This is a genomic window from Naumannella huperziae, assembly GCF_054073625.1.
The window spans coordinates 1,460,933-1,485,995 of the sequence record NZ_JBSXPH010000001.1; the positions used below are offsets into that span (position 1 = coordinate 1,460,933).

The following is a 25,063-nucleotide window of genomic DNA, read 5'->3' on the forward strand; positions in this document are numbered from 1 at the left end:
GGTTCTCCTCGCGGTTGGTGGTCATGATCAGATACCGAGGCGCCGGGCCTGGTCGGAGACGAAGATCCCGTGCGGGTCGAGCCGGAAGCGGACCTCGCGGAACTCGTCCAGTCGCGGATACATCTGCGCGAACGTCGCGGCGTCGACCCGGGAGTCCTTGGCCAGGTAGAGCCGGCCGCCCGCCCCCAGCACGACCTGGTCGAGCGCGTGCACCAGCCGGTCCAGGCCGCGCCTGATCGGCAGGTCGACGGTGAACGTCCAGCCGGGCCGGGGGAAGGACAGCAGCCCGCGGTTGCCCTCCCCGAATCGCTTCAGCACGTTCAGCCCGGAGATGTGCCCCGACGACGTGATCATCTCGACGGTACGCCGGAACGCGGCCTCGGCCTCGAACGGGATCTGGAACTGGTACTGCAGGAACCCCGCCGGGCCGTAGCCGCGGTTCCAGTGATCGAAGATATCCAGCGGCTGGAAGAACTGGGTGATGTTCTGCACCTCGCCGACGCGATGCTTCGGCGCCTTGCGGTACCAGAACTCGCTGAACGCCGCTCCGGTGATCTTGTTCAGCATCCCGTTGGGGAAGACATCGGGGACCGTGCCGAGCTTCGGCCCGACGAACCGCAGCGGCTCACCGCGCAGCTTGTCCGGCAGCTCGCACCGGGTGGCCTTCTCGCCGCGGGTGTAGACCGCGCGGCCCATCGACCGCCCGCTGGTCACCGCGTCCATCCAGGACACCGTGTAGGTGTAGTTGTCGTCGTCGCGGGTCATCAGGTCGATGGTCTCGTCGAGATCGGCCGTCCGGTCGGTGTCGACGGTGAAGTAGCCGGTCTCGCAGCGCTGCATCGCGATGGTGGCGCGCAGCACGATCCCGGTCAGGCCCATCCCGCCGACCGTCGCCCAGAACTCGGCCGAGCCCTCGCCGTCCGGGGTCAGCGTGCGGATCTCGCCGTCGGCGGTGAGCAGGTCCAGGCTGCGCACGTGATTGCCGAAGGAGCCCTGCTTGTGGTGGTTCTTGCCGTGCACGTCGGCGGCGATCGCGCCGCCGATGGTCACCTGCCGGGTCCCGGGCAGGACCGGCACCCACAGCCCGAGCGGGAGTGCCGCCCGCATCAACTGGTCCAGCGAGACGCCGGCCTCGACCACGGCGAGCGGCGGCTCGGCCTCGGCGTCGAGTGAGAGGATCTGGTTGAGCTGGGTCAGATCCAGCGTCAGCCCGCCCGAGTTCTGCGCCGGGTCGCCGTAGGACGAGCCCAACCCGCGCGCGATCAGCCCCCGCGCGCCCGGTTCGCCGGCCCGCGCGGAGGCCTCGCGTACCGCCTCGACGGCGTCATCGACGGTCCGCACCGGGCGGACCAGCCCGCGGGTGCGCATCGCCCGGCCGAAGCCGTGCAGCTCCTGCACGCTCACGCGAACACCCCGACGGCGACCAGGATCAGCCACACCGCGCCGGTCACCTGCAGCGAGCGGTGCCGCAACACCACGTCCTCCGGCTCGCCGGCATCGCCGGAGTCGACCTCGCGGGCGTACTGCAACAGGCCGAGCGTCAGCGGGATCACCGACAGCACCGCCCAAGGGATGTCCCACAACTGCGGATTCGCCCGCGTCTGCTCGAAGGCCCACAGGGCGTACGCCATCACGGTCACGCTGGCCGCGAGCATCCACGCGAACCGCAAGTACGACGACGAGTAGCGCTCCAGCGAGCGCCGCGTACCCGCCTCCGCGCCGAGCGCGACCATCTCCGAGTAGCGCTTTCCGGCGACCATGAACAGCGAGCCGAACGCCGCGACCAGCAAGAACCACTGGCTGAGCGGGATGTCGGTCGCGACGCCGCCGGCGATCGCGCGCAGCAGGAAGCCCGATGCGACCATCGCCAGGTCGATCACCGGCTCGTGCTTGAAGAACAGCGAGTACAGGATCTGCAGCACCGCGTAGACCACCAGCACGATGCCGAGCTGGATCGAGGTGGCGAAGCCGATCACGAGCGCGAGCACGCCGGTGATCGCGGCGAGCACCCAGGCGGCGCCGACCCGCAGCTCGCCGGCGGCGATCGGCCGGAACCGCTTGCGCGGGTGCAGGCGGTCCTCCTCGACATCGCGGATGTCGTTGATCAGATAGATGCAGGCGCTGATCAGACAGAACGCGACGAAAGCCAGCGCCGCTCGGCCCAGCACCGCCGGCTGGAACAGGCTGCCGTCGGCCAGCGGCGCGGTGAAGACCAGGACGTTCTTGGTCCACTGCTTGGGCCGCATCGCCCGCAGGGCGGCCGGGACCCGGGAGCGTCGCGGGCTGGCGTCCTCGACGTCCTGGCCGGTCTGCCCGACGAGACGCTCGCCCGGCGCGGGTGGCTGCTCGTCGAACCCCGAGGGGTCGCTGTCGCCGGGGGCGTCGCCGGGGCGCGGGGCAGTCGGATCGGTGCTCATCTCGGCATCGAGCGTAGCGTGACTATTCTGGCCCGCGTGAAATCGACGCCGGGCCGCCGACTCCCCGCGGCGACCGTGGGCGTGGTGCTCGCCCTCGGTGCACTGGCGGGTTGCTCGGCGGCGGCGCCCCCGTCCCGACCCGCTCCCAGCAGCGCGCAGCCGGCACCGAGCTTCGGGCCGGATGTGGTGACCCTGGCCGAGCTCGGATTCCGCAACGGACCGGTCGATCGGGTGCCGCTGCCCGCGGGGGTACGCCTTGCCGAGCGCATCGACCAGCCCAATGTCGTCACCATCGTGATCACCGCCCCGCCCGGGGAGGAGTTCATCGCGTTCCTCGCCGACCGGTTGCCCGAGGCCGGATTCGAGGTGCGCGCGGCCTCGGCCAGCGGGATCGTGTTCTCCGGATTCGGCTGGGACGGGGGCGCGACCGCCGGCGAGGCCACCGCGCTCACGCTGCGCCTGCGTGACGGCTGACCCGGACGGACGAAATACTCGCGCCATGTCCTCCGAGCCCAGCGGCATCGTCGGCCCCGACGGCAACCTGCCGCCCCAGCCCGCCGCGGCGCAGCCCGGGGTGCCCCCCGCGTACCCGGCACCGAACGTGCCGGACCGCGGCCTCGGCACCGGCGCCCTGATCCGCCTGCACCTGCAACCGGGGCCGCACAACTACCGGCCCGCCTGGACCGTGGACGGCGTCACCCAGCTCTCGGAGTGGGGCACCCAACTGATCCCGGTCAGCCCCGGCCGCCACGTCGTCGCCGCCGGGTACGCCGTCGCCAGCAACGGCCCCGCGCAGTTGCCGGTCCAGCTCGCCCCCGGGCAGGCCGTGGACGTCTATTACCGGCCGGGGCTGTGGGGGACCAGCCGGATCGGGTTCGCCCCGCACCGCGGCACGGGGGGCCTGACCTGCCTGATCGCCGTGCTGGTGCCACTCCTCGTGCTCGCCGTCCTGTTCTTCGGCCTGGCGATGGTCGCCATGATCAACTGAAGGCGGGCCAGGCCACACCGAGCGCGGCCAGCTCGGTGCGCAGCAGCGGCAGGCCGATGCCCACGACGGCGTGCGGGTCGCCCTCGATGCCGCTGATCAGCGGGCCGCCGAGCCCGTCGAGCGTGAAGGCGCCGGCGACCGCCTCGGGCTCGCCGGTTGCCGCGTAGGCGGCGATCTCGGCGTCGTCGGCGTCGGCGAAGTGCACGATCGTCGAGGCGACGGCGTCGCGGCGGCGTACCCCGGGCGGACCGAACCGACCGCCCGGGTCGTCCAGGGTCAGCGCGTGACCGGTGTGCAGCGTCCCGGAGTTGCCGCGCAGCCGCCGCCAGCGCTCGATCACGGCTGCCGGATCGCCCGGCTTGCCGTGCGACTCGCCGTCGAACTCCAGCAGCGAGTCACACCCGATGATCAACAGCGGTTCGTCGTCGCCGGGGCCGCGCTGCGCGGCGAGGCGCTCGTGCACGGCGTCGGCCTTCAGCCTGGCCAGCGCGCCGACCAGCCCGGGCACCGTGGGTGCGTCGATCCCCGTCTCGTCCACGCCGGAGACGATCACCTCCGGCTCGATGCCCGCGCGGCGCAGGGTCGCCAGCCGCGCGGGCGAGGCCGAGGCGAGGACCAGCCTCAACTGCGCCGGCCCCCGCCGAGCAGGTCGTTCAGCAGGCCGCCGAGGATGCCGCCCGGGATCGGGCCGGACTGCTGGGCCGGCTCGGGTGCGGTCTGTTCCGGCGCGGTCTGCTCCGGCGCGGGCTGACCGGGCGCGGGCTGGCCGGCCGGCGGCTGCGGGTCCTTGCCGCCGAGGACCTGGCCGAGGATGTCCTGCAGGGGGCCGACCGCCGTGCCGCCCGCGGCGCCGGCGAGGATCGGGCCGAGCAGGTCGCCGTACTTGGTGCCCTGCACCTTCTTGGCGAGGTACGCCAGAACGATCGGCGCCAGGATCGGCAACAACTTGTTGATCAGGTCCTGCTGGCCGCCGGAGCCGCCCAGGCGCTGCACGACCGCCTCGGTGTTGTCGCCGAAGACGTTGGAGACGATCTTCTCGCCGTCGGCGGTGTCGACCGCCTGCAGCTTGAACGTCCCGCCGTCACCGGCGACCACCGGGGAGTTCTCGTGCTGCTGCACCGCGGTGGCGAGGGAGCGTGCGCCGCCCTCGTCGTCGGCATTGGCGCTCATCCCGCCGAGCAGGGCGGAGACCGCCTGCCGGGCTGCCTGCTCGGTCTGGGCCGGATCGCTGCCGACCTCGGAGGCGAGTTGATCGATCGGGACGGCGTTCAGGATTTCATCGACGGCGCTCACGGCGGCTCCCTCGGGTGGTTGGTGTCGGGTCCTTGGGGTGACCCGGTCGGATCTGGCGACAGCCTGCCATGAGCCGGGGCTCGCCGACAGGGCGACGGGTCAGCGCGGTGTACCGGCGGCCGCGCGCGGGCGGTCGGGCGGGATCGCGGCGAGCAGCGCGCGGGTGTAGGGGTCCCGCGGCCGGTGGAAGACATCGTCGGCGCTGCCGTGTTCGACCGCGCGACCATTGCGGAGCACCAGCACCTCGTGGCTCATCTGTGCGACCACGGCCAGGTCGTGGGCGATGAACAGGTAGGTCAGGCCCAGCTCGGCCTGCAGTTCGCGCAGCAGGTCCAGTACGCGCGCCTGGATCGACACGTCGAGCGACGCGGTCGACTCGTCAAGGATGATCACGTCCGGCTCCAACGCGAGCGCCCGGGCGATCGACACCCGCTGGCGCTGGCCGCCGGACAACTCGTGCGGGAACCGCGAGGCGAAGTCGCCGGGCAGCCCGACCAGATCGAGCAGTTCGGCGACCCGCGCCGCCGGGCGCCCGCCGAGGCGATGGACGCGCAGCGGTTCGGCGATCGAGTCGGCGATCGACGCGCGCGGGTCCAACGAACTGAACGGATCCTGGAACACCATCGCCAGCCGGCGCCGCAGTGCCCGCCCGGCCGAGCCCCGCGCGCCCAGCACCGATGCGCCCGCCAGGGTCACGGTGCCCGCGCGCGGCCGGACCAGCCCGGTGAGCGCGTTGGCGATCGTCGACTTGCCCGAGCCGGACTCGCCCACGATGCCGAGCGTGTGACCGCCACGCACGCAGAAGCTGACGTCGTCCACGGCATGCACCCGCAGCGGGCCCGTGGGCGTGCGTACCGAGAACTCCACGTCCAGACCGGCGACGTCCAGCAGCGGGGCGGCCGCCGGGTCGGCTCGCGGCAGCTCGACGTCGTCCAGCCGCGGGCGGGCCGCCAGCAGCTCGCGGGTGTAGGCGGCCTGCGGACGGTCGACCAGGTCCAGGATCGGCGCCTGCTCGACGACCCCGCCGGTACGCAGCACGACCACGTCGTCGGCGAGTTCGCCGATCACCCCGAGGTCGTGGCTGATCCACACCACGGCCGTGCCACGCTCTGCCTGCAACGCCCGGACCAGGTCGATGATCTGCGCCTGGGTCGTGACATCCAGCGCCGTCGTCGGCTCGTCGGCGATCAGCAACGCCGGATCGCAGGCCAGCGCAATCGCGATCATCACCCGCTGCCGCTGTCCCCCCGACAGCTGGTGCGGGTAGCTCGCGATGCGCCGGCCCGGATCCGGCAACCCGACCGCCTCCAGCAGCTCGCCGGCGCGGGCCAGTGCCGCCTTGCGCTCCACCCCCCGATGTGCCTGGAGCGGTTCGGCGATCTGTTGGCCCACGGTCAGGATCGGGTTGAGTGAGGTGGCCGGATCCTGGAAGACGAATCCGATCCGGTCGCCGTGGACCGCGCGCAGGGTCGCCGGCCGCGCGCCGACGAGCTCGACCCCCGCGGACCCCGTCGTGCCGAGCACGCTCGATCCGCGCGTGCCGAGCACGCTCGATCCGCGCGTGCAGAGGACGCTCGATCCGCCGACCCGCGCGCCGGGGGCGTCGAGCAGGCCGGTCGCGGCCAGCACGGTGACCGACTTGCCCGAGCCGGACTCGCCGACGATCCCGAGGGTCTGGCCGGCGCCGACCTCCGCGCTCACGCCGTCGACGATCGTGCGGCGGCCGATGCTCACCCGCAGGTCGCGCACGGACAGCACGGGCTCGCTCATCGCTGCCTCCTCGTCTCCATCAGCGTGCGCTGTTTGGGATCCAGGACGTCGCGGAGCCCGTCGCCGACAAGATTGAACGCGAGCGCGGTCACCAGCACCGCGGCGCCGGGAAACACGCCCATCCACCACGCCTGGCCGAGGAAGTTCTGGGCGTCGGCCAGCATCCCGCCCCAGGACGGGTTCGGGGGCTGGATGCCCAGCCCGAGGAACGACAGCGCCGCCTCGGACAAGATCGCGAACGCGAGGGACAGCGAGACCTGGACGATGATCGGACCGGTCACGTTCGGCAGGACGCGACGCAGCAGGATTCGCCACCACGGGCTGCCCATCGTCCGCGACACCTGCACGAACGTCTCCTGCCGGACCGACAACACGCTGGCCCTGGTGATGCGGGCGAAGATCGGAATGTAGACGATGCCGATCGCGATCATCGTCGTCGCCTTGCTGGGCGCGAGGATCGCCACGATTGCCAGCGCCAGCAGCATCACCGGGAAGGCGAACATCACATCGACGAGGCGCATCAAGATCACGTCGAGCACGCCGCCGACATAGCCGGAGACCAGCCCGATCAGTACGCCCGCGATCGTGGCGATCGCCACCGATACGATCGCGACCTCCAGCGAGGCGCGCCCGGCGATGATCACCCGGGTCGCGATGTCGCGGCCCAGCTCGTCGGTGCCGAACCAGTGCGCCGCCGACGGCGGCCGCAGCGCGTTCGGGACGTCCACGTCGTTCAGCCCGTACGGCAGCACGAACGGGCCGATCACCGTCAGGCCGACGATGAGCACCAGCACCACTACGCTGGCCGCTGTGACCGGATTTCCGGCCAGCAGCCGCCAGGCGCGGGTCCGGGTCGGCGCCTCCTGCGCGACGGCCGCGGTTGCGGTGCCCCGGTCGCGGTCGGTCATGACAGCCGGATCCTCGGGTCGGCCACCGCGTACAGCACATCGACCAGGAGATTGATCAGCAGGAACATCGCGGCCACCAGCAGCACCGCGCCCTGGATCACCGGGTAGTCGCGCGACGCGACCGCGTCGTAGACGAGCCGGCCCAGCCCGGGCCAGGCGAACACGACCTCGACCACCATCACCCCGCCGAGGACGGTTGCGAGCTGGATCCCGGCGATGGTCAGGATCGGTACCAGCGCGTTGCGCAGGATGTGCCGTCCGATCACGATCCGGTCGGGGAGCCCCTTGGAACGGGCCGTGCGCACGAAGCCCGCGGAGGCGACCTCGAGCACGGCCGAGCGGACATAGCGGGTCATGATCGCTCCGGCGACGATCCCGACCGTGGCCGCGGGCAGGGCAACCTGCCGTAACCATCCGACGGGGTCCTCGGTGATCGGCACGTAGCCCGACGACGGCAGCCAGCCCAGGGTGGCGGAGAAGGCGGTGATCAACAACAGGCCGACCCAGAAGTCGGGGATCGACACGCCCACCTGGCTGAAGATCCGGATGATCGCATCGGCCACGCCGCCGTGGGAGAGCGCGGAGAAGATCCCGGCCGGGATCGCGATGAGCAACGCGATCGCCAGGCCGGTGACCGCGAGCGAGATGGTTGCGGGCAGCCTGCTCAACAAGATCACGGTGACCGGATCGCCGTTGCGAAAGCTCACCCCGAGATCGCCGGTGACGGCGTGGCCGAGATAGCTGACGAACTGCTCCCACAGCGGGCGGTCCAGGCCGCTCGCGGTGCGCAGCGCATCATAGGCCTCCTGGGTGTACCGGGTACCGAGCGCGAGCCGGACCGGGTCGCCGGGGACCAGATGCACCAGCGAGAACGCGACCACCATGACGCCGAACAGCACCACCGCCGTGTAGGCCGCGCGGCGCAGCAGGAATCCCAGCAGGGGAGGGAATCCGCGCCGGGTGGCGCCCGTCGTCGGTGTCGCGGTGGCCGTCATGATTGCGCGATCATGGCGCGAGCGAGGCGGTCCGGAACCGCACCGCCCGGTCGGACCGGATCGCATAGTTCGACAGCTTCGGGCTCCACACCTGCAGCACCGCGGGGTTGTAGAGGTAGATGTAGCTGCAGTCGTCGGCGATCGTGGTCGCGGCCTGGGCGTAGGTCTGCTTGCGTCGGGCGACGTCGGTCTCGGTGCGGCCGGCATCGAGCAGCTTGTCCACCTCGGGATTGGAGTACCCCTGGGCGTTGTTCGCGCCGTCGCTGTGGTGCTGGGCGTAGTAGAAGTCGTCCGGGTCGAGGTTGCCCAGCCAGCCCATCATCAGCAGGTCGAACTTGTGCGCGCTCTGATCGTCGAGCCAACTGGAGAAGTCCGGCTGCCGGATCTTGACCTCGATCCCCAGCGGTTCGAGATTGGCGGCGACGATCTGCGCCACGGTGACCGTCTCGGGGTAGTCGCTGGTGGCCATGAAATCGATCGTTCCGCCGGAGAAGCCGACCTCGCCGAGCAACTGCTTGGCCCTGGCCAGGTCCGTGCGGTACGTGCCGTACTCGGTGTACCACGAGCTGGTCGGCGGGATCGCGAGCTGGTTGAGCTGCGCGGTGCCGTAGCTGACCGCCTGCACGATGGCGTCGCGGTCGATTGCGTACGCCACGGCCTGCCGGGCGCGCGGATCGTTCCACGGCTGGTTGCGTTCGTTCAGCGCGAGGTACCAGTAGTCGCTGCTCGGCTCTTGTCCCAGCACGACGCCGGAATCGGTCGAGAGCGCCTGCACCTGCTGCGGGGGTACCGAATCGGTCCACTGGATCTCGCCGCTCCTCAGCGACGCCAGCGCGGTCGACGCTTCGGACACGAAGGTGTAGCGGACCTCGCCCAGCCCGGGTGCCCCACCCCAGTAGGTGGGATTCGCGGCGAGGGTGATGTGGTCGCCGTTGACGTACTCGGCGAGCGAGAACGGACCGGTGCCGATCGGCTTGGTGGTGATCGCCTTGGACTCGACATTGTTCTTGCTGACGATCGCCACGCCCTTGAAGCTGCCGAGGCTGGACAGCAGGTTCGGCGCCGGCTGTGACAACGTGATCACGACCGTCGCGGGATCGGCGGCCTTGACGTCCTTCACGGCGGCGAACTTGTAGGCGTTGGCGAGCTTGTCGTCGATGATCCGGCGGTAGGAGTAGACGACGTCGTCGGCGGTGAACGGCGAGCCGTCGTGGAACGTGACGCCCTGACGCAACGAGAACGTCCAGGTCAACTGGTCGTCGCTGGTGGTCCACTTCTCGGCCAGCGCCGGTTGCAGCTCGAGGTTCTCGTCGGGCTCGACGAGGGTGTCGTAGACGTTTTCCAGCACCTCGAAGGAGAAATAGGAGGTGGTCTTGTGCGGGTCGAGCTGGTCCGGCTCGCCGGCGATCGCGGCGTTCAGTACCGCGCCGGCGGCGGATCCGCCCGACGGGCCCCCGGCGCCGCCGAGATCCACCGACCTGCCGGTGGAGCAGCCGCCGAGCACCCCGGTCGCCGCGAGCGCGCCCGCGGTCAGGAGGGTTCTGCGCTTCATCGCTGCCTCGCAATCACTTCATTGATGATCTGATCAGTATGGGGCAGACTGGCGGCGTGCGACAAGGTTTCGGTGCGGGTGGGTTTCGCCGCCTCGGCCACGCGGAGGTGGTCCGGTGACCTACACCCTGCTCGCGGCCGGGACCGGCGGCGCGCTCGGCGCCGTCAGCGCCAGCCGCAGCCTGGCGGTCGGCGCCTCCACGATCGGGATCGACCCGACGTGCGGGGTGGTGGCGAGCCAGGCGTGGACGAACCGGCGCCTTCGCGACGTCGCCCTGCGCAGCCTGCCCGCCGGGGCCGAGGCGGCCGTGGCAGATGCGGTCGGCGCCGACCCGGACCCGGCCTGGCGGCAACTGGCCGCGCTCGCTCGCGACGGCGGCACTGCGCACTTCACCGGGCAGCGCTGCGGATCGTGGGCGGGGGCGCTCGCCGAGCGGGGCGTGGTCGCGGTCGGCAACCTGCTGGCGGGCCCGGCCGTTCTGCGCGGTCTGGTCGACGGTTTCGCGGCCCCGGACCCGGACGCCTTCTCGCTGGTACGCGAGGCCGCCGCCGACGAGTCGGACACAGGCCCGGTCGATGCGGGGGGTTCGCCCGATCGCGGGGTGCCGGGTGGCGCGGCCGAGCTCGCGATCCGGCTGCTCGCCGCGGCGGGCGCCGCCGAAGCAGCCGGCGGCGACCTGCGCGGGCGGCAGTCCGCGGCCATCGTGGTCGCCGAGCCCGCCGAGCGACTGCTGCAGCCACCGGAGTTGATCATCGACCTGCGCGTCGATGATCACGCCGAGCCGGTACGCGAGCTCGCCCGGCTGTTGGCGCTGCGGCTCGGCCACGGCGCGGACCGGGCCGAAGAGTTCGCCCGGAGCTTCGGCGGCGTGTTCAGGGCTCGATCGGGCTGACCGCCCCGAGGACGACGGTTTCGCCATCGTCGCCGTTGGCCCACCAGTGCGGCACCGAGCACGGGTAGGTGATCGAATCGCCCGCGGCGAGCCGCACTCGCCGCTCGCCGTGCACGACGATCAGCACCCCGCTCTCGACGGTCACCGCCTCGGTCCCGAGATGCCGGAACGGTTGCTCCTCGTTGGAGAAGCCCGGCGGCAGGGTCGATCGGATGAGCTGGATCACCAGCGCCGTCCGCGGGGTCAACAGCTCCCGGACGACGCGCATCGACGCCGGGGTGCCGGGCGCCACCGGGATGTGGGTGCGCTGGTCGCCGCGTACCACCATCGCGTCGTCGGCGCGCGGACTGACCAGCGCGGCCAACGGCATGTCCAGTGCGGCCGCGAGCCGGCTGAGGGAGGAGAACGACGGATTTCCCTTGCCCCGCTCGAGTTCGCTCACCAGGCCGAAGCTCACGCCGGCGCGGGTGGCGAGGTCGGCCACGCTCATGCCGAGCCGTTTGCGCGTCGTGCGGATGACGGCGCCGAGGTCGGCGACGGTCACGGCGTCGACCTCTTCGCTCACGCGGCTCCCTCGGGTCATCTGCCGGGTCGTCGGGTGGCCCGGATCAGGGTCTGCCGACAGCCTGCCACGACCCCGGACCGGGCGACAAAGCTGCGTCGCGGGTGAGCGGCGAGCCGGCCAACCGCCAGCGCCGCGCCCAACCGCCGGACCCGTCGCGATCATCACCGGCCCGATCACCGCGGGCGGGCAGCGCCCGGAGCACCGCGATCACCGCGGCGACCTCCTCGGGCGTGGGGTTGCCCCGGAACTCGATCTTGGCGGTGTCGTCGGTCATGGCGTACCTCTCGGCGGGCGGGGTGGTTCAGAGCGGGATGTTGCCGTGCTTCTTCGGTGGCAGTTGCTCGCGCTTGGTCTCCAGCAGTCGCAGCGCGCGGGCGATCTCCAGCCGGGTCCGCCGCGGGTGGATGACCTGGTCGACATAGCCGCGCTCGGCAGCGATGTAGGGATTGGCGAGCTGGGTCTCGTAGTCGTCGATCAACTCCGCCCGGCGGGCGTCGGGGTCGTCGGCCTCGGCGAGGGTGCGCCGGTGCAGGATGTTCACCGCGCCCTGGGCGCCCATCACCGCGATCTGCGCGGTCGGCCAGGCGAGATTGAGATCGGCGCCGAGGTGCTTGGAGCCCATCACGTCGTAGGCGCCGCCGTAGGCCTTGCGGGTGATCACGGTGATCAGCGGCACCGTCGCCTCGGCATAGGCGTAGATCAACTTCGCTCCGCGGCGGATGATCCCGTTCCACTCCTGGTCGGTGCCGGGCAGGAAGCCGGGCACGTCGACGAAGGTCAGCACGGGGATGTTGAAGGCATCGCAGGTACGCACGAAGCGCGCCGCCTTCTCCGAGGCGCCGATGTCGAGGCAGCCCGCGAACTTGGTCGGCTGGTTCGCGACCACGCCGACGCTGCGGCCGGACACGCGGCCGAAGCCGCAGACGATGTTCTCGGCGTACAGCGGCTGCACCTCGAGGAATTCGCCCTCGTCGACGACCGCGGAGATCACGTCGTGGATGTCGTAGGGCTGGTTCGGCGAGTCCGGGATCAGCGTGTCCAGCGCCAGGTCGGCCTCGGTCGGCTCCGGCGAGGTCTCGTCGCCGAAGCGCGGCGGGTCGGCCAGGTTGTTCTGCGGCAGGTAGGACAGCAACTCCTTGACGTAGTCGATCGCGTCCTGTTCGTCCGCGCCCAGATAGTGCGCATTGCCCGATGTGGCGTTGTGGGTACGCCCGCCGCCGAGGTCCTCCATCGTGACGTCCTCGCCGGTCACGGTCTTGATCACGTCCGGGCCGGTGATGAACATCTGCGAGGTCTTGTCCACCATCACGATGAAGTCGGTCAGGGCGGGGGAGTAGACGTGGCCGCCGGCCGCAGCGCCCATGATCAACGAGATCTGCGGGATCACGCCCGAGGCGTGGGTGTTGCGACGGAAGATCTCGGCGTACAGGCCGAGCGAGACGACACCCTCCTGGATCCGGGCCCCGCCGCCCTCGTTGATCCCGACCAGCGGGCAGCCGGTCTTCATCGCGAAGTCGATGATCTTGACGATCTTCTCCCCGTAGACCTCGCCGAGGCTGCCGCCGAAGACGGTGACGTCCTGGGAGAAGATCGCCACCGGCCGGCCGTCGACGGTGCCGACGCCGGTCACCACGCCGTCGCCGTAGGGCCGGTTCTTGTCCAGGCCGAAGTTGGTGGAGCGGTGCCGGGCGAGCTCGTCGATCTCGACGAAGCTGTCCTCGTCGACCAGCAGTTCGACGCGCTCGCGGGCGGTCAGCTTGCCCCGGGCGTGCTGCTTCTCCACGGCCTTGGCCGAGCCGGCATGGACGGCCTCGTCGATGCGGCGGTCGAGGTCGACGAGCTTGCCGGCCGTCGTGTGCAGATCTGGTTCCACAAACTCGGACCCTAGCGTTCGGCCGCCCGGGCTAGGCTCGCGGCCGTGTCAGCATCCCCGCCCGGGGCGGTCGTCGACCCGGTACGCCTGCGCGCCGCGCTGTCGGCGAGCGCCTGGCCCGAGCTGAGCGTCGTCGACCGAACCGGCTCCACCAATGCCGATCTGCTGGCCGCCGCGGCGGTCGGCGACGCGGCGCCCGGGGCCGTGCTGATCGCCGGGCACCAGACGGCCGGGCGGGGTCGACTGGCCCGGGCCTGGACGGCGCCGCCGTGGACCTCGGTCGCGACCTCGGTGCTGCTGGCGCCGCGGCGCCCGGTCGAGGACTGGGGGTGGCTGTCGATGATCGTCGGGCTCGCCGTGGCGACCGGGATCCGGGAGGCGACGGGCCTCGCGGCGCGGCTGAAGTGGCCGAACGACGTGCTGCTGGACGGGCGCAAGGTCTGCGGCATTCTCGGCCAACGGGTGCCGGGCGAGCGGCCGGCCAGCGTGGTCGGCTTCGGCCTGAACACCACGATGACCGCCGCCGAGCTGCCCGTGCCCACGGCGATCTCGCTCGACCTGGCCGCGGCGGCGGCCGACATACCCGCTCCGGACCCGACCGACGTCCTGGCCGCGATCCTCGGCGACCTCGCCGCGCGGCTGGCCCGCTGGGACGACGGCGCGGATCCGCGCCCGGACTACCTCGCGCTGAGCGACACCGTCGGGCGCCGGGTCCGGGTCGAACTGCCGGGAGGCGCGCCGCCGGCCGAGGGCGAGGCCACCGGCGTCGACGCCGGCGGGCGCATCGTCGTCCACACCGTCGCGGGCCCGCGCGCCTTCGGCGCCGGCGACATCGTGCACCTTCGCCCCGGCGAATAGCCGCACCACCGGCATCTCGGCAGGTCTCGCGCCGAAAGTGACCACTCGTCGGGGTTTCGGCTGTGGCGGGGGCAGCGTGGTGGCCAGAACTCTGGCGAGTGGTCGATAACGGCGGTTGGGTGCTGTGTGATGGCGTGCTGGGTGTTGGGTGATGGCGTGCTGGTGGTTGTGGGGACTCGACAGGCTCAACGAGCGTTGGTCTCGACTGGCGGCGCGCCCGCGCTGTGTCAGCATGGGGGCCGTGGGTGGCAGGCGCTGGCTGGCGGCGGGGGAACAGGAGATCGTCACGCTGCGCCCGCACGCGAAGGTGATCGCCTGGCCGGTGATCCTGCTGCTGATCCTCGCCGCGCTGTTCGGCGCCGGGTTGCGCGCGATCCCGGACGATCGGCCCGAGCTGTTCTGGGTGCTCGCGGCGGTGCTGGGCAGCGCGTCGCTGCTGTTCGTGCTGCGGCCGCTGCTGCACTGGCGTACCACTCGTTATGTGTTCACCGACCAGCGCATCCTCACCCGCCGGGGGGTGTTCGGCCGGGTCGGCCGGGTGATCGCGCTGCGCGGGATCCGCGAGGTCGGCTACCGGCGTACCCTCAGCGACCGGCTGCTGGGCTGCGGCAGGCTGCGCCTGACGACGTTCGACGGGCTGCCGCTGCAGATCTCCCACGTCCCGGACATCCGGCGGGTGCAGCTCGTGCTGGACGAGCTGTGCCGCGCGCAACTGCCCGCGATGCCCGCCCGCTGGTGATCCGGCGGGTACGCTGACCGCCCGTGACCGACCCGTCCCAGGCCGCGGAGGACCCGCACCCCGCCGAGCTGCCGCAGCCGATCGAGCTGCCGCTGGAGGAGCGGGGGAGCGCGGCGCCGCTGGGTACGCAGCTCGTCCGGTTCGTGGTGACGGGCGGCCTGTCGGCGGTCGTCGACTTCGGCACGCTGCTGGCGCTGACCCACTTGCTGGGGTTCAGCCAGCCGGCGGGCAAGGCGGTCTCGTTCGTGCTCGGCACCACCACGGCGTACCTGATCAATCGTCGCTGGACCTTCCGGGCCGAGCCGAGCAAGCGGCGCTTTGCCGCGGTGGTCGCGCTGTATGCGCTGACGTTCGCGCTGCAGGTCGGGCTGTACTCGCTGACCTTTCCGCTGGTGCTGCGTGCGCTCGGGCACGGGGCCGAGGTGCCCACCCAGGTGATCTGTTTCGTCTTCGCCCAGGGAGTCGCGACCGCGGTGAACTTCGTGGTCCAGCGATTCGTGATCTTCCGGCTGATCTGAGCGAGAGTTCAGGCGCCGGGCCAGGGGATCGAGGCGATCAGGTCGCGCAGCCACCGATGTGCGGGATCGCCCTCGTCGGCGACGCGCCAGAGCAGCGTGATCGCGAAGCTCGGCATCGGCATCGGCGGCGGGCTGACGGTGAGGCCGGCGGCATGGGCGAACTCGTGCGCGGCGAAGCTCGGCAGCGTTGCCACGGTCGGGGTGCGGCGCAGCGACGTCAGCACGCCGGCGAAGTGGGTGAACGAGCCGATCGCGGGACGCTCGTGGCCCATCGCGTCCAGCAGATCGTCGACGAAGCCGCGCTGGGCGTCGTAGGAGATCCGGACGTGGCGCAAGGAGACGTAGTCCCGCAGCGACAGCGGCGTCGAGATGCCGAGCCGCGCGCCGTCGTAGAGGCAACTGTAGGAGCCGGAGAACAGCGGGCGGCGCTGGTACGCGGCGGGCACGCTGCCCGGGTCGGCGCAGATGACGGCGTCCACCCGCGGGTTCGCCAGGGCATCGCGCCACAGGTGGGAATTGGTTTGTCGGAAGGTGAACCGCACGCTCCACTGTCGCTGGCCGGCCGCGGCGAGCAGGCGCGGTGCGAGCCAGGCCTCGAGGTCGTCGGAGAGCGCGATGATCATGGTGCGCCGCGATGCCTGCGGTTCGAAGACCTCGTCGCCGAACAGCGCTCCGGCGATCTGGCCCAGGGGCTGACCGATCCGCGAGGCCAGCTCCAGCGCCCGGGGCGTGGGCTGCATCCCGGAGCGGGTGCGGACGAACAGGTCGTCGTCGAAGGTACGCCGCAGGCGCCCGAGCGCGGCGCTCACCGCGCCCTGACTGATCTGCAGGGTGGCGGCGGCGCGCGTGACGTGCCGCTCGCGCATCAGCACGTGGAACACGACCAGCAGGTTGAGATCGACCCGCCTCAAATCAATGACGTTGATGATGCCCACTGTAGTCATTACTACTGGTGGTCGGTGACCGTCCCGGGTACCTAGCTTCGGTCCGCAAGGAGGCCGGCACCGGAGCCGGAGTGATCATGAATCAGGCCAGCACCCAGTCGCCCACCGCGGCGAGCGCCGGCGTGGACCTGCGCAAACGCGGCCTTGCCGTCGGCATCGGCAACTTCATGGAGTGGTTCGACTTCGCCATCTACGGCTACTTCGCCGCCGTCATCGGGGCGCAGTTCTTTCCCTCCGACGATCCGAGCGCCTCGTTGCTCGCCTCGCTCGCCACCTTTGCCGCCGGCTTCCTCGCCCGCCCGATCGGGGCGCTCGTCCTCGGGCCGCTCGGCGATCGGCTCGGCCGGCGCGCGGTGCTCGTGATCACCGTGTTCGGGATGGGGGTGGCCACGGCGCTGATGGGCCTGCTGCCCACCTTCGACCAGATCGGGATCTGGGCGCCCGCGCTGATGGTCGTGCTGCGGCTGGTGCAGGGCATGATGGTCGGCGGCGAGTGGTCCAGCGCCGCGGCGTACCTGATCGAGAGTGCACCGGGCACCCGGCGGGCCCGGACCGCGACGATCCTGACCACCACGGCGGGCCTCGCCTTCCTCACCGGCACCGTTCTGGCAACGCTGCTGACCGCGACGCTGTCCGCGGAGCAGGTCGCGGCGTGGGGCTGGCGCCTGCCCTTCCTCGCGTCGTTCGTGATGGCCGTCGTGGCCATCTACATCCGGCGACGGCTCGGCGAGACGCCGGTCTTCGAGCAGGTCGCCGCGCGCCGCGCGGCGGGGGAGACCGCGCCCCTGCGGGCCGACGCGGTGGCGCGTTCGTTCGTGCTCGCCCTGACGTTCTCCGCGCTGTTCGGCGTCAGCTTGTACTACCTGATCACCTACGCCAACAATCACCTGTCCGGCGTGGTCGGGATGGCGCGCTTCGACGCCCTGCTGGCGTGTTCGATCGGCCTCGGCTGTTACGTGTTGGTCAATCCGCTGATCGGTATGATCGCCGATCGGATCGGTCGGCGACCGGTCGTGCTCGCCTCGGCCGCCGGGCTGGTGCTGCTCGGCCTGCCCATCTTCTGGCTCTGGGACACGGGTTCGTTCCCGCTGGTCCTGCTCGGGCTGGTCGTGCTCGGTGTGCTCGTCGCGATGGCCGGTGTGATGAACGTCGTCTTGCTGGTCGAGGTGTTCCCCGCATCGATCCGTTCCAGCGGGGCCGCGCTCGGCCACAACATCGCGTTGGCGCTGCTCGCCGGCCCTGGCCCGTTCATCGCCGCGCTGCTGATCCGGCTCACCGGCAACTCGCTCGCGCCGGCCGGCTACCTGGTCGCGGTGGCCCTGCTCGCCGGCATCGTGTTGGCGACGCTGTTGCCGGAGACCCTGCGCCGGGACATCTCCGAATGATCATGGCCCGAGTGATCATGGCCCGAGTGATCATGGCCCGAGTGATCATGGCCCGAGCGATCATGGCCGCACGTGCCCGGCGTACCCCATTCATCCGCATCATCGACCGAGGAGCCGATCAATGACCCGTGTAGCCGTCGTGCAGGCCGGATCCGTGCCGTTCGATTCCGCCGCCGCCATCGACAAGACCGCGGACCTGCTGCGCGAGTGCGCCGCCGGCGGGGCCGAGCTGGCCGTCTTCCCCGAGGCATTCATCGGCGGATACCCGAAGGGATCGACCTTCGGCAGCGTCGTCGGGGCGCGCTCGCCCGAGGGTCGCGAGCTCTACCGGCGCTACGCCGACGCGGCCGTCGCCGTGGACGGCCCGGAGGTCGCGCGGCTCGTCGAGCTGGTCGGGGAGTCCGGTGTGTTCACGGTGATCGGCGTGATCGAGCGGCGCGGGAACACCCTCTACTGCACCGCGTTGATGATTGATCCGGGCGCCGGCCTGGTCGGGATGCACCGCAAGCTGATGCCGACCGCGCTGGAGCGGCTGGTGTGGGGCTTCGGCGATGGCTCGACGCTCGACGTGGTCGACTCGCCGGCCGGGCGCCTGGGTGCGGTGATCTGCTGGGAGAACTACATGCCGCTGCTGCGCCAGGCGATGTATGCCCAGGGAGTGCAGATCTGGTGTGCGCCCACCGCCGACGACCGGCCCACCTGGCAGGCGACGATGACCCACATCGCCCTCGAGGGGCGGGTGTTCGTGTTGTCGGCATGCCAATACCTGACCCGGGCCGACTTCGGCGAGGACTACCGGGTCGAGTACGAGGCCGACGGCGACGTGCTGATGCGCGGCGGGAGCATGATCATCGATCCGGGTGGGCAGGTGCTGGCCGGGCCGGTCTTCGACGCCGAGGAAGTGCTCTTCGCCGACATCGACCTCGCGGCGAAGACCGAACGGCATCTCGACTTCGACCCGGTCGGGCACTACGCGCGGCCCGACGTGTTCGAGCTCGTCGTCGACAGCCGGCCGCGCGACGGGGTCAGGTTCGACTGAGGCCGACGGCCGACGGCCGGCGGCGGCTAGGCTGAGCGGCCGTGAGTGAATCGGTACGCCCGTTCGTCGTCGGCATCATCGGCGGCGGCCAGTTGGCGCGGATGATGTACGCCGCCGCGATCCGGCTCGGGCTGCGGGTGCGCCTGCTGGCCGAGGGGCCGGACGTGAGCGCCGCGCAGGTGGTGGCCGACGTGACCGTGGGCGACTACACCGATCCAGCGACGGTACGTGCGTTCGCCGAGGGCTGCGATGTGATCACCTTTGACCACGAGCACGTGCCGACGCAGATCCTGCGCGAGTTGGAGGCGGCCGGCGTGGCGGTGCGGCCCGGGCCGGACGCGTTGGTACATGCGCAGGACAAGGCGGTGATGCGGGAGCGGCTGACCGCCCTCGGCGTACCCGTGCCGGCCTGGCGGGTGGTGGCGGATGCGGGTGAGTTACGCGCGTTCGGCGACGAGCACGGCTGGCCGGTGATCGCCAAGACATCCCGCGGGGGCTATGACGGCAAGGGCGTGTGGAAGCTGGACGGGGCCGAGGTCGCGGACGAGCCGTTCGCCGGGCTGGGCGAGGGGGTGCAGGTTGTCGCGGAGGAGTTCGTCGACTTCGAGCGCGAGCTGAGCGCGCTGGTGGTGCGCTCCCCGTCGGGCCAGGCCGCGGCGTACCCGATCAGCGAGTCGGTCCAGCGTGACGGGGTGTGCGTCGAGACCACCACGCCGGCGCCGGGGCTGACCGAGGAGCAGGCCGTGGGTGCGGAGCGGCTCGCGCTGGGGATTGCTCATGATCTTGGTGTGGTCGGGGTGCTGGCGGTGGAGCTGATGCAGCGTCGCGACGGTTCGGTTGTGGTCAATGAGCTGGCGATGCGCCCGCACAACACCGGGCACTGGAGCATTGACGGGGCGGTCACCTCGCAGTTCGAGAACCACCTGCGCGCGGTGGTCGATCTGCCGCTCGGCGATCCCGCCGCGCGCGAGTCGTGGACCGTGATGGGCAATGTGCTCGGCGGAAGCGAGCCGGATCTGGTGTCGGCGCTGTTGCACTGTTTCGCCCGGGACCGCGAGCTGCGCGCGGAGCTGTACGGCAAGGAGGTGCGCCCGGGCCGCAAGGTCGGGCACGTGAACGCCTACGGTGATGATCTTGAGCAGGTACGCCGCCGCGCCCGGCACGCCGCCGGGTACCTGATGGGTGATCCTGCCGAGCGGGGCTAGGGGTGGAGATGTCGGGTGGGGAGTACAACGCTTTCGTGTCGGGTCATGTTCGTGGTGGCCGAGCGGGGGCGGTGAAGTCGTATCGCAGTTATCGGAGTCGGGTGGCCAAGGTCCGGTCTGAGCGGGCGTATGCGAACCACCGCCGCGGGGAGCGGCAGTCGTTGGCCGAGGGTTGGTCGCGTCAAATTCCGGGTGGGCGGCGCGCGGTCCGGCGCGGGACGTGGGCTCATCCGCATCCTGATCGGTACGAGGTTGCGAAGTCTCGTAACGGTGGGGTGACGCCGGTGGCGTGGGCCAATACCTACAATCCGGAGAACCGGCCGTATGTGAGTGCTGGTTGTGGCAATGCTGACGATCCGTATACGTGTTCAGAACTCCAGCGTGAGATCGCGTTGACCGCGCTCACCTTGTTCATCCCCGGTGGGGGCACCGTTCGAGCGGGCACTTGGGCCGCCCGGAGCGGGGCGTGGGGTGTGCGGGCCACACGCGTCGCCACGTCAACCACACGCGCCGCAAACGGCGCGGGCGACATCATACGGCTGCCCACAAAGGACAGCTGGGCGAATCTCAAGACCTTGGATGACCACTTCGCGCGTCACGGGGCTGATTTCGGCGCCAAGTCGGCTGATGACTATGCCTCGATGGCGTCCGAGTTTTTCCAACGAGGCGGCGCGCAGCAGATCCCGACCAAGATCACCCCTGACGGCACGATCCGAATGTTCGACTCCGCCACCAACACCTTCGGGTCGTTCGCCCCGAACGGGATGACGAAGACGTTTTTCAAGCCAACCAGCCCCACTTGCTGGAGCCGGCAGCCAGGAGTCCTCCAATGACCCACCTACACACCTGCCCCGTCTGCGGATACCCGGAACTCTCCGAGGAGCCCCGAACCGAGAGCGGCGGGTCGTACGAGATCTGCTGGAGTTGCGGCTTCGAGTTCGGCGTCACCGACGACGACCTTGGCTACAGTTACGACTCTTGGCGGCATCTGTGGATCGAGCGCGGTATGCCGTGGGACAGCGAGCCATTGCATCCGCGGCCGGAGGGCTGGGACCCGGCCGCCCAGCTGGCGCGACTCGAGTCGGGCGGCGCCACGTGATCTGTCGCGTCTGGCGGCAGTCACCGGCTCATTCTGTGCCATCTTCGGGGTGCTGCACCGCGCAGATCGACAAGACCTCCGGCGCCGGGGCGACCACGATCACCTGGCAGCATCCCGAACCGGGCGCATCTCGTCCACACGCCCCAAGCTCGATGACGATCGCTGCGCCGGCGAAGCCGGTCGAGACCAGCAATCTCAGCTATGACGGTTCCGGGAACACCGTAAATCGAACCAGCCAACCGTCGATCTTGGTGGGGGCGAGCAGGAACGCCCAGACGATGAGCTACAACGCGGAGGGCCGGCTGGACAAGATCGTTCAGGGCACGACCACGGTGAGTTATGTCGATACCGCCGAAAGGGAGCCGTTGATCCGGCGCGATGCTACTGCGACCACGCTGTATCTGTTCGACGGCGTTGAGCTGACATTGAATCGGGCGACCAACACCCAGAGCATGGTGCGGCACTACATCTTCAACGGTGAGACCGTGGCGGTACGGACTGGTCAGGGTGCGGCGAATGTGTTCACGTTGTGGTCGGATCTGAACAACACGGTGGGGTGGCAGATTCGTAACAGTGATGAGCAGCTTGCTACCCGGCGCAGCTACCCCTATGGGGAGGTTCGCGGTGCGCCCACGACCTTGGGCACGAATCGGGGCTTTGTTGATGGCACTGTCGACTCGAAGGTGGGGATCGTGCGGATTGGTGCGCGCGACTATGACCCGGGGAGTGGGCGGTTCCTGAGCCCGGATCCGGTGATCGATCCTGCTGATCCGGGTCAGTGGAATGCCTACGGGTATGGGAATGGGAATCCGGTGTCGAAGCCGGACCCGACGGGGTTGCGGCCGGATCAGATGTCGGGTGGGGAGTACAACGCGTTCGTGTTGGGTCATGTTCGTGGTGGCCGAGCGGGGGCGGTGAAGTCGTATCGCAGTTATCGGAGTCGGGTGGCCAAGGCCCGGTCTGAGCGGGCGTATGCGAACCACCGCCGCGGGGAGCGGCAGTCGTTGACCGAGGGTTGGTCGCGTCAGATCCCGAGTGGTCGGCGCGCGGTCCGGCGCGGGACGTGGGCTCATCCGCATCCTGATCGGTACGAGGTTGCGAAGTCTCGTAACGGTGGGGTGACGCCGGTGGCGTGGGCCAATACCTACAATCCGGAGAACCGGCCGTATGTGAGTGCTGGTTGTGGCAATGCTGACGATCCGTATGCGTGTTCAGAACTCCAGCGTGAGATCGCTTTGACCGCGCTCACCTTGCTCATCCCCGGTGGGGGCGCCGCTCGAGCGGGCACCTGGGCCGCCCGGAGCGGGGCGTGGGGCGTGCGGGCCACACGCGTCGCCACGTCAACCACACGCGCCGCAAACGCAGCAGACGATGTCGCGTCGGCGTCGAACAAGATCTACTCGAGCCGCGCTCTCCAGCGGATGGCGGACGAGCCGGGGCCGTTCCACAACTTCCCTGGGTCGTTCGACGAGACGATCTTCTCCCAGGGCAACAGGACGGTCGTTCCGAATTACTTCAACAAGGTGAAACCGAACCTCGGGAACGACTCGATCCAGTACGGGTTGCCCGGCTACTTGAACGGTCGCGCGGGCACTTACGAGATCTTCACCAGACCGTCCGTGAGTAGCCGAACCGAGCTGATCATGCACCGATTCTTCCGCTCGGACTACTGATGATTACGAACAGTCACTTCGTCTCGGAGTTCGACGTCGCGGTCGTGGACTACGCGGCCGCGACTCCAGACCAGGTCTTCGCGGCCGAGGGTGCCGGGTCGCGTGCCGTCGTGGTGGCCGTCGAGCCATGGGGAGAGCCGGCGTGGACTGCTTCTTTTGCCGGTCCCGATCCAGGCCGCCGCGCGCTGACGGGGCTCTTGGGAACGCCGAGCCCGACCGGGCTTTGCGTTGTCGAACGTGGAACCGCGTTCTTGGGAGACGTACTTGAACCGGAAGTGTTCGAGGTTGTTGCAACGCCTGGCCCGGTGGTGGCCGCCGAGGAGTTGGTGGACGAGGCGATGCTCCTGCTCGTGACGCCTTGGGCGATCACGGCGGTTGGTAGGAACGGCGTCCAGTGGACCACTCCGCGGATCGCGGTCGACGGGCTGCGCGTGGATGAGGCCAGCGACGGCTGGCTCAGGGGAGTTGCTGATCCTGGCGACGACGAGCCACGTGACTTCGCCGTCGACCTGTCGACCGGGCAGGTGACTGGCGGGGCGGCGATCGCCTGATCAGCTGGCTTGTCCGCTGCAGGCTTGGCGGGCGTGGTGGCGCAGGAGGGCGCCTTCGATGAAGGCGGCGACGTGTTCTTGCTCTTCGGGGGTGAACTGGTCGACGGCTTCGAGCTTGAGCCGCAGAGTGGGGTTCTTGGGGCCGCGTTCGTCTCCGAGTGGATCGGTGAGTTGCTCGCGGCCGAGCCGAGCGAGACCTGGGGTCACTGGAAGATCCGGCACTTCCTGATCTATCTCGACGGTGCCGGCGCTTACGAGGTCGCGGCCGAGGACGTCGAGTGGCTGCCGGAGGAAGCTGCGCCGTGACTCTGAGCGACGTCGACCTGAGCCGGGCCGTGTCTCATGCCCTGCGTCACGAGCCCTGGCTCTACGAGCTCGAGTTGGACGAGGAAGGCTGGGCACCGATCGACCAACTGCTCGATGCACTGCGCGAGAAGGGTGGCGGCTGGGAGGCGGTCAACCGCGATGCGCTGGAGCGGATGATCGCGAGCGGGACGAAACGCCGTCACGAGATCGATGGTGGCCGGATTCGAGCGTTCTACGGCCATTCGGTTCCCGGTCAGATTCGACGGACTCCGGCGAGACCGCCCGCGCAGTTGTTCCACGGCACGGCGCCGGTGACCTGGGCCTTGATCGAGGCCGACGGGCTGCGGCCAATGGGACGCCAGTTCGTGCACCTGTCGGTGGATCGCGAGACCGCCACGAGGGTGGGCCGGCGCAAGAGCGCCAGCCCAGTGGTGCTGGTGATCGATGCCATCGCGGCCGAGACGGCTGGGACCAGGTTCTACGAGGGCAACGAGCTGGTCTGGCTTGCCGACACCGTCCCCGCGCAGTTCATCAGTCTGGCGGCGTAGTCAGCTGGTTTGCGCGAGCCGCCGTGCTTGGTGGCGCAGCAGTGCACCTTCGATGAGAGCGCGGATGCCTGCCCGTTCGTCGGGGTCGAGCTGGTCGAGCGCAGCAAGGTGGAGTCGCAGGGACTCGTCTTGGGACCGCGTTCCTCGGGGTCGAAGACCAACTCGTCGGCGGAGACGGTGAGCGCGACGGCCAAGGCGCGGAGGTCCAGCACCTGGCTGGCCTGGCCCGCAAGAACGAACTGCTCAACGCAGGCGAGTGGGCGCCGACCGTGCGAGCCATCGAGGACCTGTTCGCCGCGATCACCGGGCCGCCGCCACGTCGCTACCGCTGAGCACGGCTCGGCGCTGGAACACTGACGCCATGGACACCCACACCCGGCAGCCGACCTCATGGAGCTGGGTGCTTCCTTTCCTGACCGCTATCGTCGCGGTCGTGGTCACGCTGCTGAGCTGCGCCACTGCGTCCGCCGCAACCACCGCCGGGGCTGAAACTCGCGTCGGAGCTTCCGGCGTTGTGGTCGAGCCAGCCGTCGGGCCCCCGGAACACATCATCGCAGGTCAGCGGCTAGGAAACGACGGCCAACAGGTCGTAACTGTGGTGGCTACCGGTGGTCCCGCAAACGGGGCGTCGCGTCTCGCAGAGTCGTCGAACTCGGCCTTCCGCGCGGCGGACAACATTGATGATTGGTCAGTTTCTGCGAAGCACCTGCCTGGCGCGGGTGGTCGCTGGAACAAGTGGGCCGAGGGCGTCGACATCAACGGTTCCGTCGCGGGCGGGCTGAGATCTGAAGGCGCAAGTTTCCTGCCCAACGCTGGGACGGCGACCGACCGATTCATCGTGCGAACCAACATGGGTTCGATCCTCGGAACGAGGGGCGAGACCTTCGTCAAGGTTGTCGTCTCGAACGATGCCCGCATCATCACCGCCTACCCGGTGAAGTAGCG

The 25,063-nt window shown here is 70.1% G+C and carries 28 protein-coding genes; 16 read left to right on the forward strand and 12 right to left on the reverse strand.

Going from position 1 to position 25,063, the window contains the following annotated elements:
- Positions 1-27 precede the first annotated feature (27 nt).
- Together ACXDC7_RS06955 and ACXDC7_RS06960 are read right to left on the reverse strand one after the other, a co-directional pair.
- Entirely contained in the window at positions 28-1,404 is a 1,377-nt protein-coding gene (locus ACXDC7_RS06955) for an FAD-binding protein (RefSeq protein WP_459221639.1), read from the reverse strand.
- Positions 1,401-2,417: a decaprenyl-phosphate phosphoribosyltransferase gene (locus ACXDC7_RS06960; protein WP_459221640.1), complete on the reverse strand. Its 1,017-nt coding sequence runs from the start codon at positions 2,415-2,417 to the stop codon at positions 1,401-1,403. The genes ACXDC7_RS06955 and ACXDC7_RS06960 overlap by 4 nt, the downstream gene beginning before the upstream one ends.
- Before the next feature lie 36 nt (positions 2,418-2,453).
- Here ACXDC7_RS06960 and ACXDC7_RS06965 point away from each other — a divergent pair, with 36 nt between their 5' ends.
- Both ACXDC7_RS06965 and ACXDC7_RS06970 read left to right on the forward strand, forming a co-directional pair.
- Positions 2,454-2,891 (forward strand): hypothetical protein, encoded by a 438-nt coding sequence (locus tag ACXDC7_RS06965; RefSeq protein ID WP_459221641.1) that lies wholly within the window; start codon positions 2,454-2,456, stop codon positions 2,889-2,891.
- Between the two features lie 25 nt (positions 2,892-2,916).
- Positions 2,917-3,405: a hypothetical protein gene (locus ACXDC7_RS06970; protein ID WP_179444204.1), complete on the forward strand. Its 489-nt coding sequence runs from the start codon at positions 2,917-2,919 to the stop codon at positions 3,403-3,405.
- Here ACXDC7_RS06970 and ACXDC7_RS06975 read toward each other — a convergent pair.
- From ACXDC7_RS06975 to ACXDC7_RS07000, 6 genes are all read right to left on the reverse strand, one after another.
- The gene (locus ACXDC7_RS06975; protein WP_459221642.1) at positions 3,398-4,030 is read right to left on the reverse strand and encodes a Maf family protein; all 633 of its coding nucleotides are present in this window, start codon (positions 4,028-4,030) and stop codon (positions 3,398-3,400) included. The genes ACXDC7_RS06970 and ACXDC7_RS06975 overlap by 8 nt on opposite strands.
- Positions 4,027-4,698, reverse strand: a complete 672-nt coding sequence (locus ACXDC7_RS06980) for a DUF937 domain-containing protein (protein WP_459221643.1) — start codon at positions 4,696-4,698, stop codon at positions 4,027-4,029. Before ACXDC7_RS06980 ends, ACXDC7_RS06975 begins: the two co-directional genes overlap by 4 nt.
- A 99-nt stretch (positions 4,699-4,797) precedes the next feature.
- Positions 4,798-6,468: an ABC transporter ATP-binding protein gene (locus ACXDC7_RS06985; protein ID WP_459221644.1), complete on the reverse strand. Its 1,671-nt coding sequence runs from the start codon at positions 6,466-6,468 to the stop codon at positions 4,798-4,800.
- On the reverse strand, positions 6,465-7,376 hold the full coding sequence (locus tag ACXDC7_RS06990) for an ABC transporter permease (RefSeq protein ID WP_459221645.1): 912 nt from the start codon (positions 7,374-7,376) through the stop codon (positions 6,465-6,467). Before ACXDC7_RS06990 ends, ACXDC7_RS06985 begins: the two co-directional genes overlap by 4 nt.
- Entirely contained in the window at positions 7,373-8,371 is a 999-nt protein-coding gene (locus ACXDC7_RS06995; protein WP_179444199.1) for an ABC transporter permease, read from the reverse strand. The genes ACXDC7_RS06990 and ACXDC7_RS06995 overlap by 4 nt, the downstream gene beginning before the upstream one ends.
- Positions 8,372-8,381: 10 nt before the next feature.
- Positions 8,382-9,923 carry an ABC transporter substrate-binding protein gene (locus ACXDC7_RS07000; protein WP_179444198.1) on the reverse strand — a complete coding sequence of 514 codons (1,542 nt, stop codon included), beginning with the start codon at positions 9,921-9,923 and terminating at the stop codon, positions 8,382-8,384.
- 115 nt (positions 9,924-10,038) lie between these two features.
- Between ACXDC7_RS07000 and ACXDC7_RS07005 the strand changes: the two genes are divergently transcribed.
- A complete protein-coding gene (locus tag ACXDC7_RS07005) occupies positions 10,039-10,815 on the forward strand; it encodes a DUF1028 domain-containing protein (protein ID WP_459221646.1) in 777 nt (258 codons plus the stop codon).
- On the opposite strand, the gene ACXDC7_RS07010 is transcribed toward ACXDC7_RS07005, so the two are convergent.
- From ACXDC7_RS07010 to ACXDC7_RS07020, 3 genes are read right to left on the reverse strand one after another with little or no spacing between them, the layout of a single operon-like run.
- Complete coding sequence (locus ACXDC7_RS07010) at positions 10,796-11,380, reverse strand: helix-turn-helix domain-containing protein (RefSeq protein ID WP_218843684.1); 585 nt, start codon at positions 11,378-11,380, stop codon at positions 10,796-10,798. The two genes, ACXDC7_RS07005 and ACXDC7_RS07010, sit on opposite strands and share 20 nt — an antisense overlap.
- A gap of 43 nt (positions 11,381-11,423) precedes the next feature.
- Positions 11,424-11,654 carry an acyl-CoA carboxylase subunit epsilon gene (locus tag ACXDC7_RS07015; protein WP_459221647.1) on the reverse strand — a complete coding sequence of 77 codons (231 nt, stop codon included), beginning with the start codon at positions 11,652-11,654 and terminating at the stop codon, positions 11,424-11,426.
- A 27-nt stretch (positions 11,655-11,681) separates the two neighbouring features.
- Positions 11,682-13,253: an acyl-CoA carboxylase subunit beta gene (locus ACXDC7_RS07020; RefSeq protein WP_459221648.1), complete on the reverse strand. Its 1,572-nt coding sequence runs from the start codon at positions 13,251-13,253 to the stop codon at positions 11,682-11,684.
- A 45-nt stretch (positions 13,254-13,298) separates the two neighbouring features.
- Here ACXDC7_RS07020 and ACXDC7_RS07025 point away from each other — a divergent pair, with 45 nt between their 5' ends.
- From ACXDC7_RS07025 to ACXDC7_RS07035, 3 genes are all read left to right on the forward strand, one after another.
- Entirely contained in the window at positions 13,299-14,111 is an 813-nt protein-coding gene (locus ACXDC7_RS07025) for a biotin--[acetyl-CoA-carboxylase] ligase (protein WP_459221649.1), read from the forward strand.
- A gap of 241 nt (positions 14,112-14,352) precedes the next feature.
- Positions 14,353-14,850, forward strand: coding sequence for a PH domain-containing protein (locus tag ACXDC7_RS07030; RefSeq protein WP_459221650.1), 498 nt, complete (start codon positions 14,353-14,355; stop codon positions 14,848-14,850).
- A 23-nt stretch (positions 14,851-14,873) separates the two neighbouring features.
- Complete coding sequence (locus ACXDC7_RS07035) at positions 14,874-15,368, forward strand: GtrA family protein (RefSeq protein WP_343045843.1); 495 nt, start codon at positions 14,874-14,876, stop codon at positions 15,366-15,368.
- A gap of 8 nt (positions 15,369-15,376) precedes the next feature.
- Here ACXDC7_RS07035 and ACXDC7_RS07040 read toward each other — a convergent pair whose 3' ends face one another.
- Entirely contained in the window at positions 15,377-16,279 is a 903-nt protein-coding gene (locus ACXDC7_RS07040; protein ID WP_179444191.1) for a LysR family transcriptional regulator, read from the reverse strand.
- A 110-nt stretch (positions 16,280-16,389) separates the two neighbouring features.
- On the opposite strand from ACXDC7_RS07040, the gene ACXDC7_RS07045 reads away from it, so the two are divergent.
- The 10 genes from ACXDC7_RS07045 (at position 16,390) to ACXDC7_RS07090 (ending at position 25,061) form a co-directional block, all read left to right on the forward strand.
- Positions 16,390-17,697 carry an MFS transporter gene (locus ACXDC7_RS07045; RefSeq protein ID WP_459221651.1) on the forward strand — a complete coding sequence of 436 codons (1,308 nt, stop codon included), beginning with the start codon at positions 16,390-16,392 and terminating at the stop codon, positions 17,695-17,697.
- A gap of 121 nt (positions 17,698-17,818) precedes the next feature.
- Positions 17,819-18,736, forward strand: a complete 918-nt coding sequence (locus ACXDC7_RS07050) for a carbon-nitrogen hydrolase family protein (protein ID WP_459221652.1) — start codon at positions 17,819-17,821, stop codon at positions 18,734-18,736.
- 41 nt (positions 18,737-18,777) lie between these two features.
- The gene (locus ACXDC7_RS07055) at positions 18,778-19,941 is read left to right on the forward strand and encodes a 5-(carboxyamino)imidazole ribonucleotide synthase (protein ID WP_459221653.1); all 1,164 of its coding nucleotides are present in this window, start codon (positions 18,778-18,780) and stop codon (positions 19,939-19,941) included.
- 284 nt (positions 19,942-20,225) lie between these two features.
- Positions 20,226-20,774, forward strand: coding sequence for a hypothetical protein (locus tag ACXDC7_RS07060; RefSeq protein WP_459221654.1), 549 nt, complete (start codon positions 20,226-20,228; stop codon positions 20,772-20,774).
- Positions 20,771-21,040 (forward strand): hypothetical protein, encoded by a 270-nt coding sequence (locus ACXDC7_RS07065; protein ID WP_459221655.1) that lies wholly within the window; start codon positions 20,771-20,773, stop codon positions 21,038-21,040. Before ACXDC7_RS07060 ends, ACXDC7_RS07065 begins: the two co-directional genes overlap by 4 nt.
- Positions 21,041-21,192: 152 nt before the next feature.
- Positions 21,193-22,713, forward strand: a complete 1,521-nt coding sequence (locus ACXDC7_RS07070) for an RHS repeat-associated core domain-containing protein (RefSeq protein ID WP_459221656.1) — start codon at positions 21,193-21,195, stop codon at positions 22,711-22,713.
- Positions 22,713-23,264, forward strand: coding sequence for a hypothetical protein (locus tag ACXDC7_RS07075; RefSeq protein ID WP_459221657.1), 552 nt, complete (start codon positions 22,713-22,715; stop codon positions 23,262-23,264). The genes ACXDC7_RS07070 and ACXDC7_RS07075 overlap by 1 nt, the downstream gene beginning before the upstream one ends.
- Before the next feature lie 24 nt (positions 23,265-23,288).
- The gene (locus ACXDC7_RS07080; RefSeq protein WP_459221658.1) at positions 23,289-23,570 is read left to right on the forward strand and encodes a hypothetical protein; all 282 of its coding nucleotides are present in this window, start codon (positions 23,289-23,291) and stop codon (positions 23,568-23,570) included.
- Positions 23,567-24,118 (forward strand): RNA 2'-phosphotransferase, encoded by a 552-nt coding sequence (locus ACXDC7_RS07085; RefSeq protein WP_459222807.1) that lies wholly within the window; start codon positions 23,567-23,569, stop codon positions 24,116-24,118. Before ACXDC7_RS07080 ends, ACXDC7_RS07085 begins: the two co-directional genes overlap by 4 nt.
- Before the next feature lie 361 nt (positions 24,119-24,479).
- Positions 24,480-25,061 (forward strand): hypothetical protein, encoded by a 582-nt coding sequence (locus tag ACXDC7_RS07090; protein WP_459221659.1) that lies wholly within the window; start codon positions 24,480-24,482, stop codon positions 25,059-25,061.
- Positions 25,062-25,063: the final 2 nt, after the last annotated feature.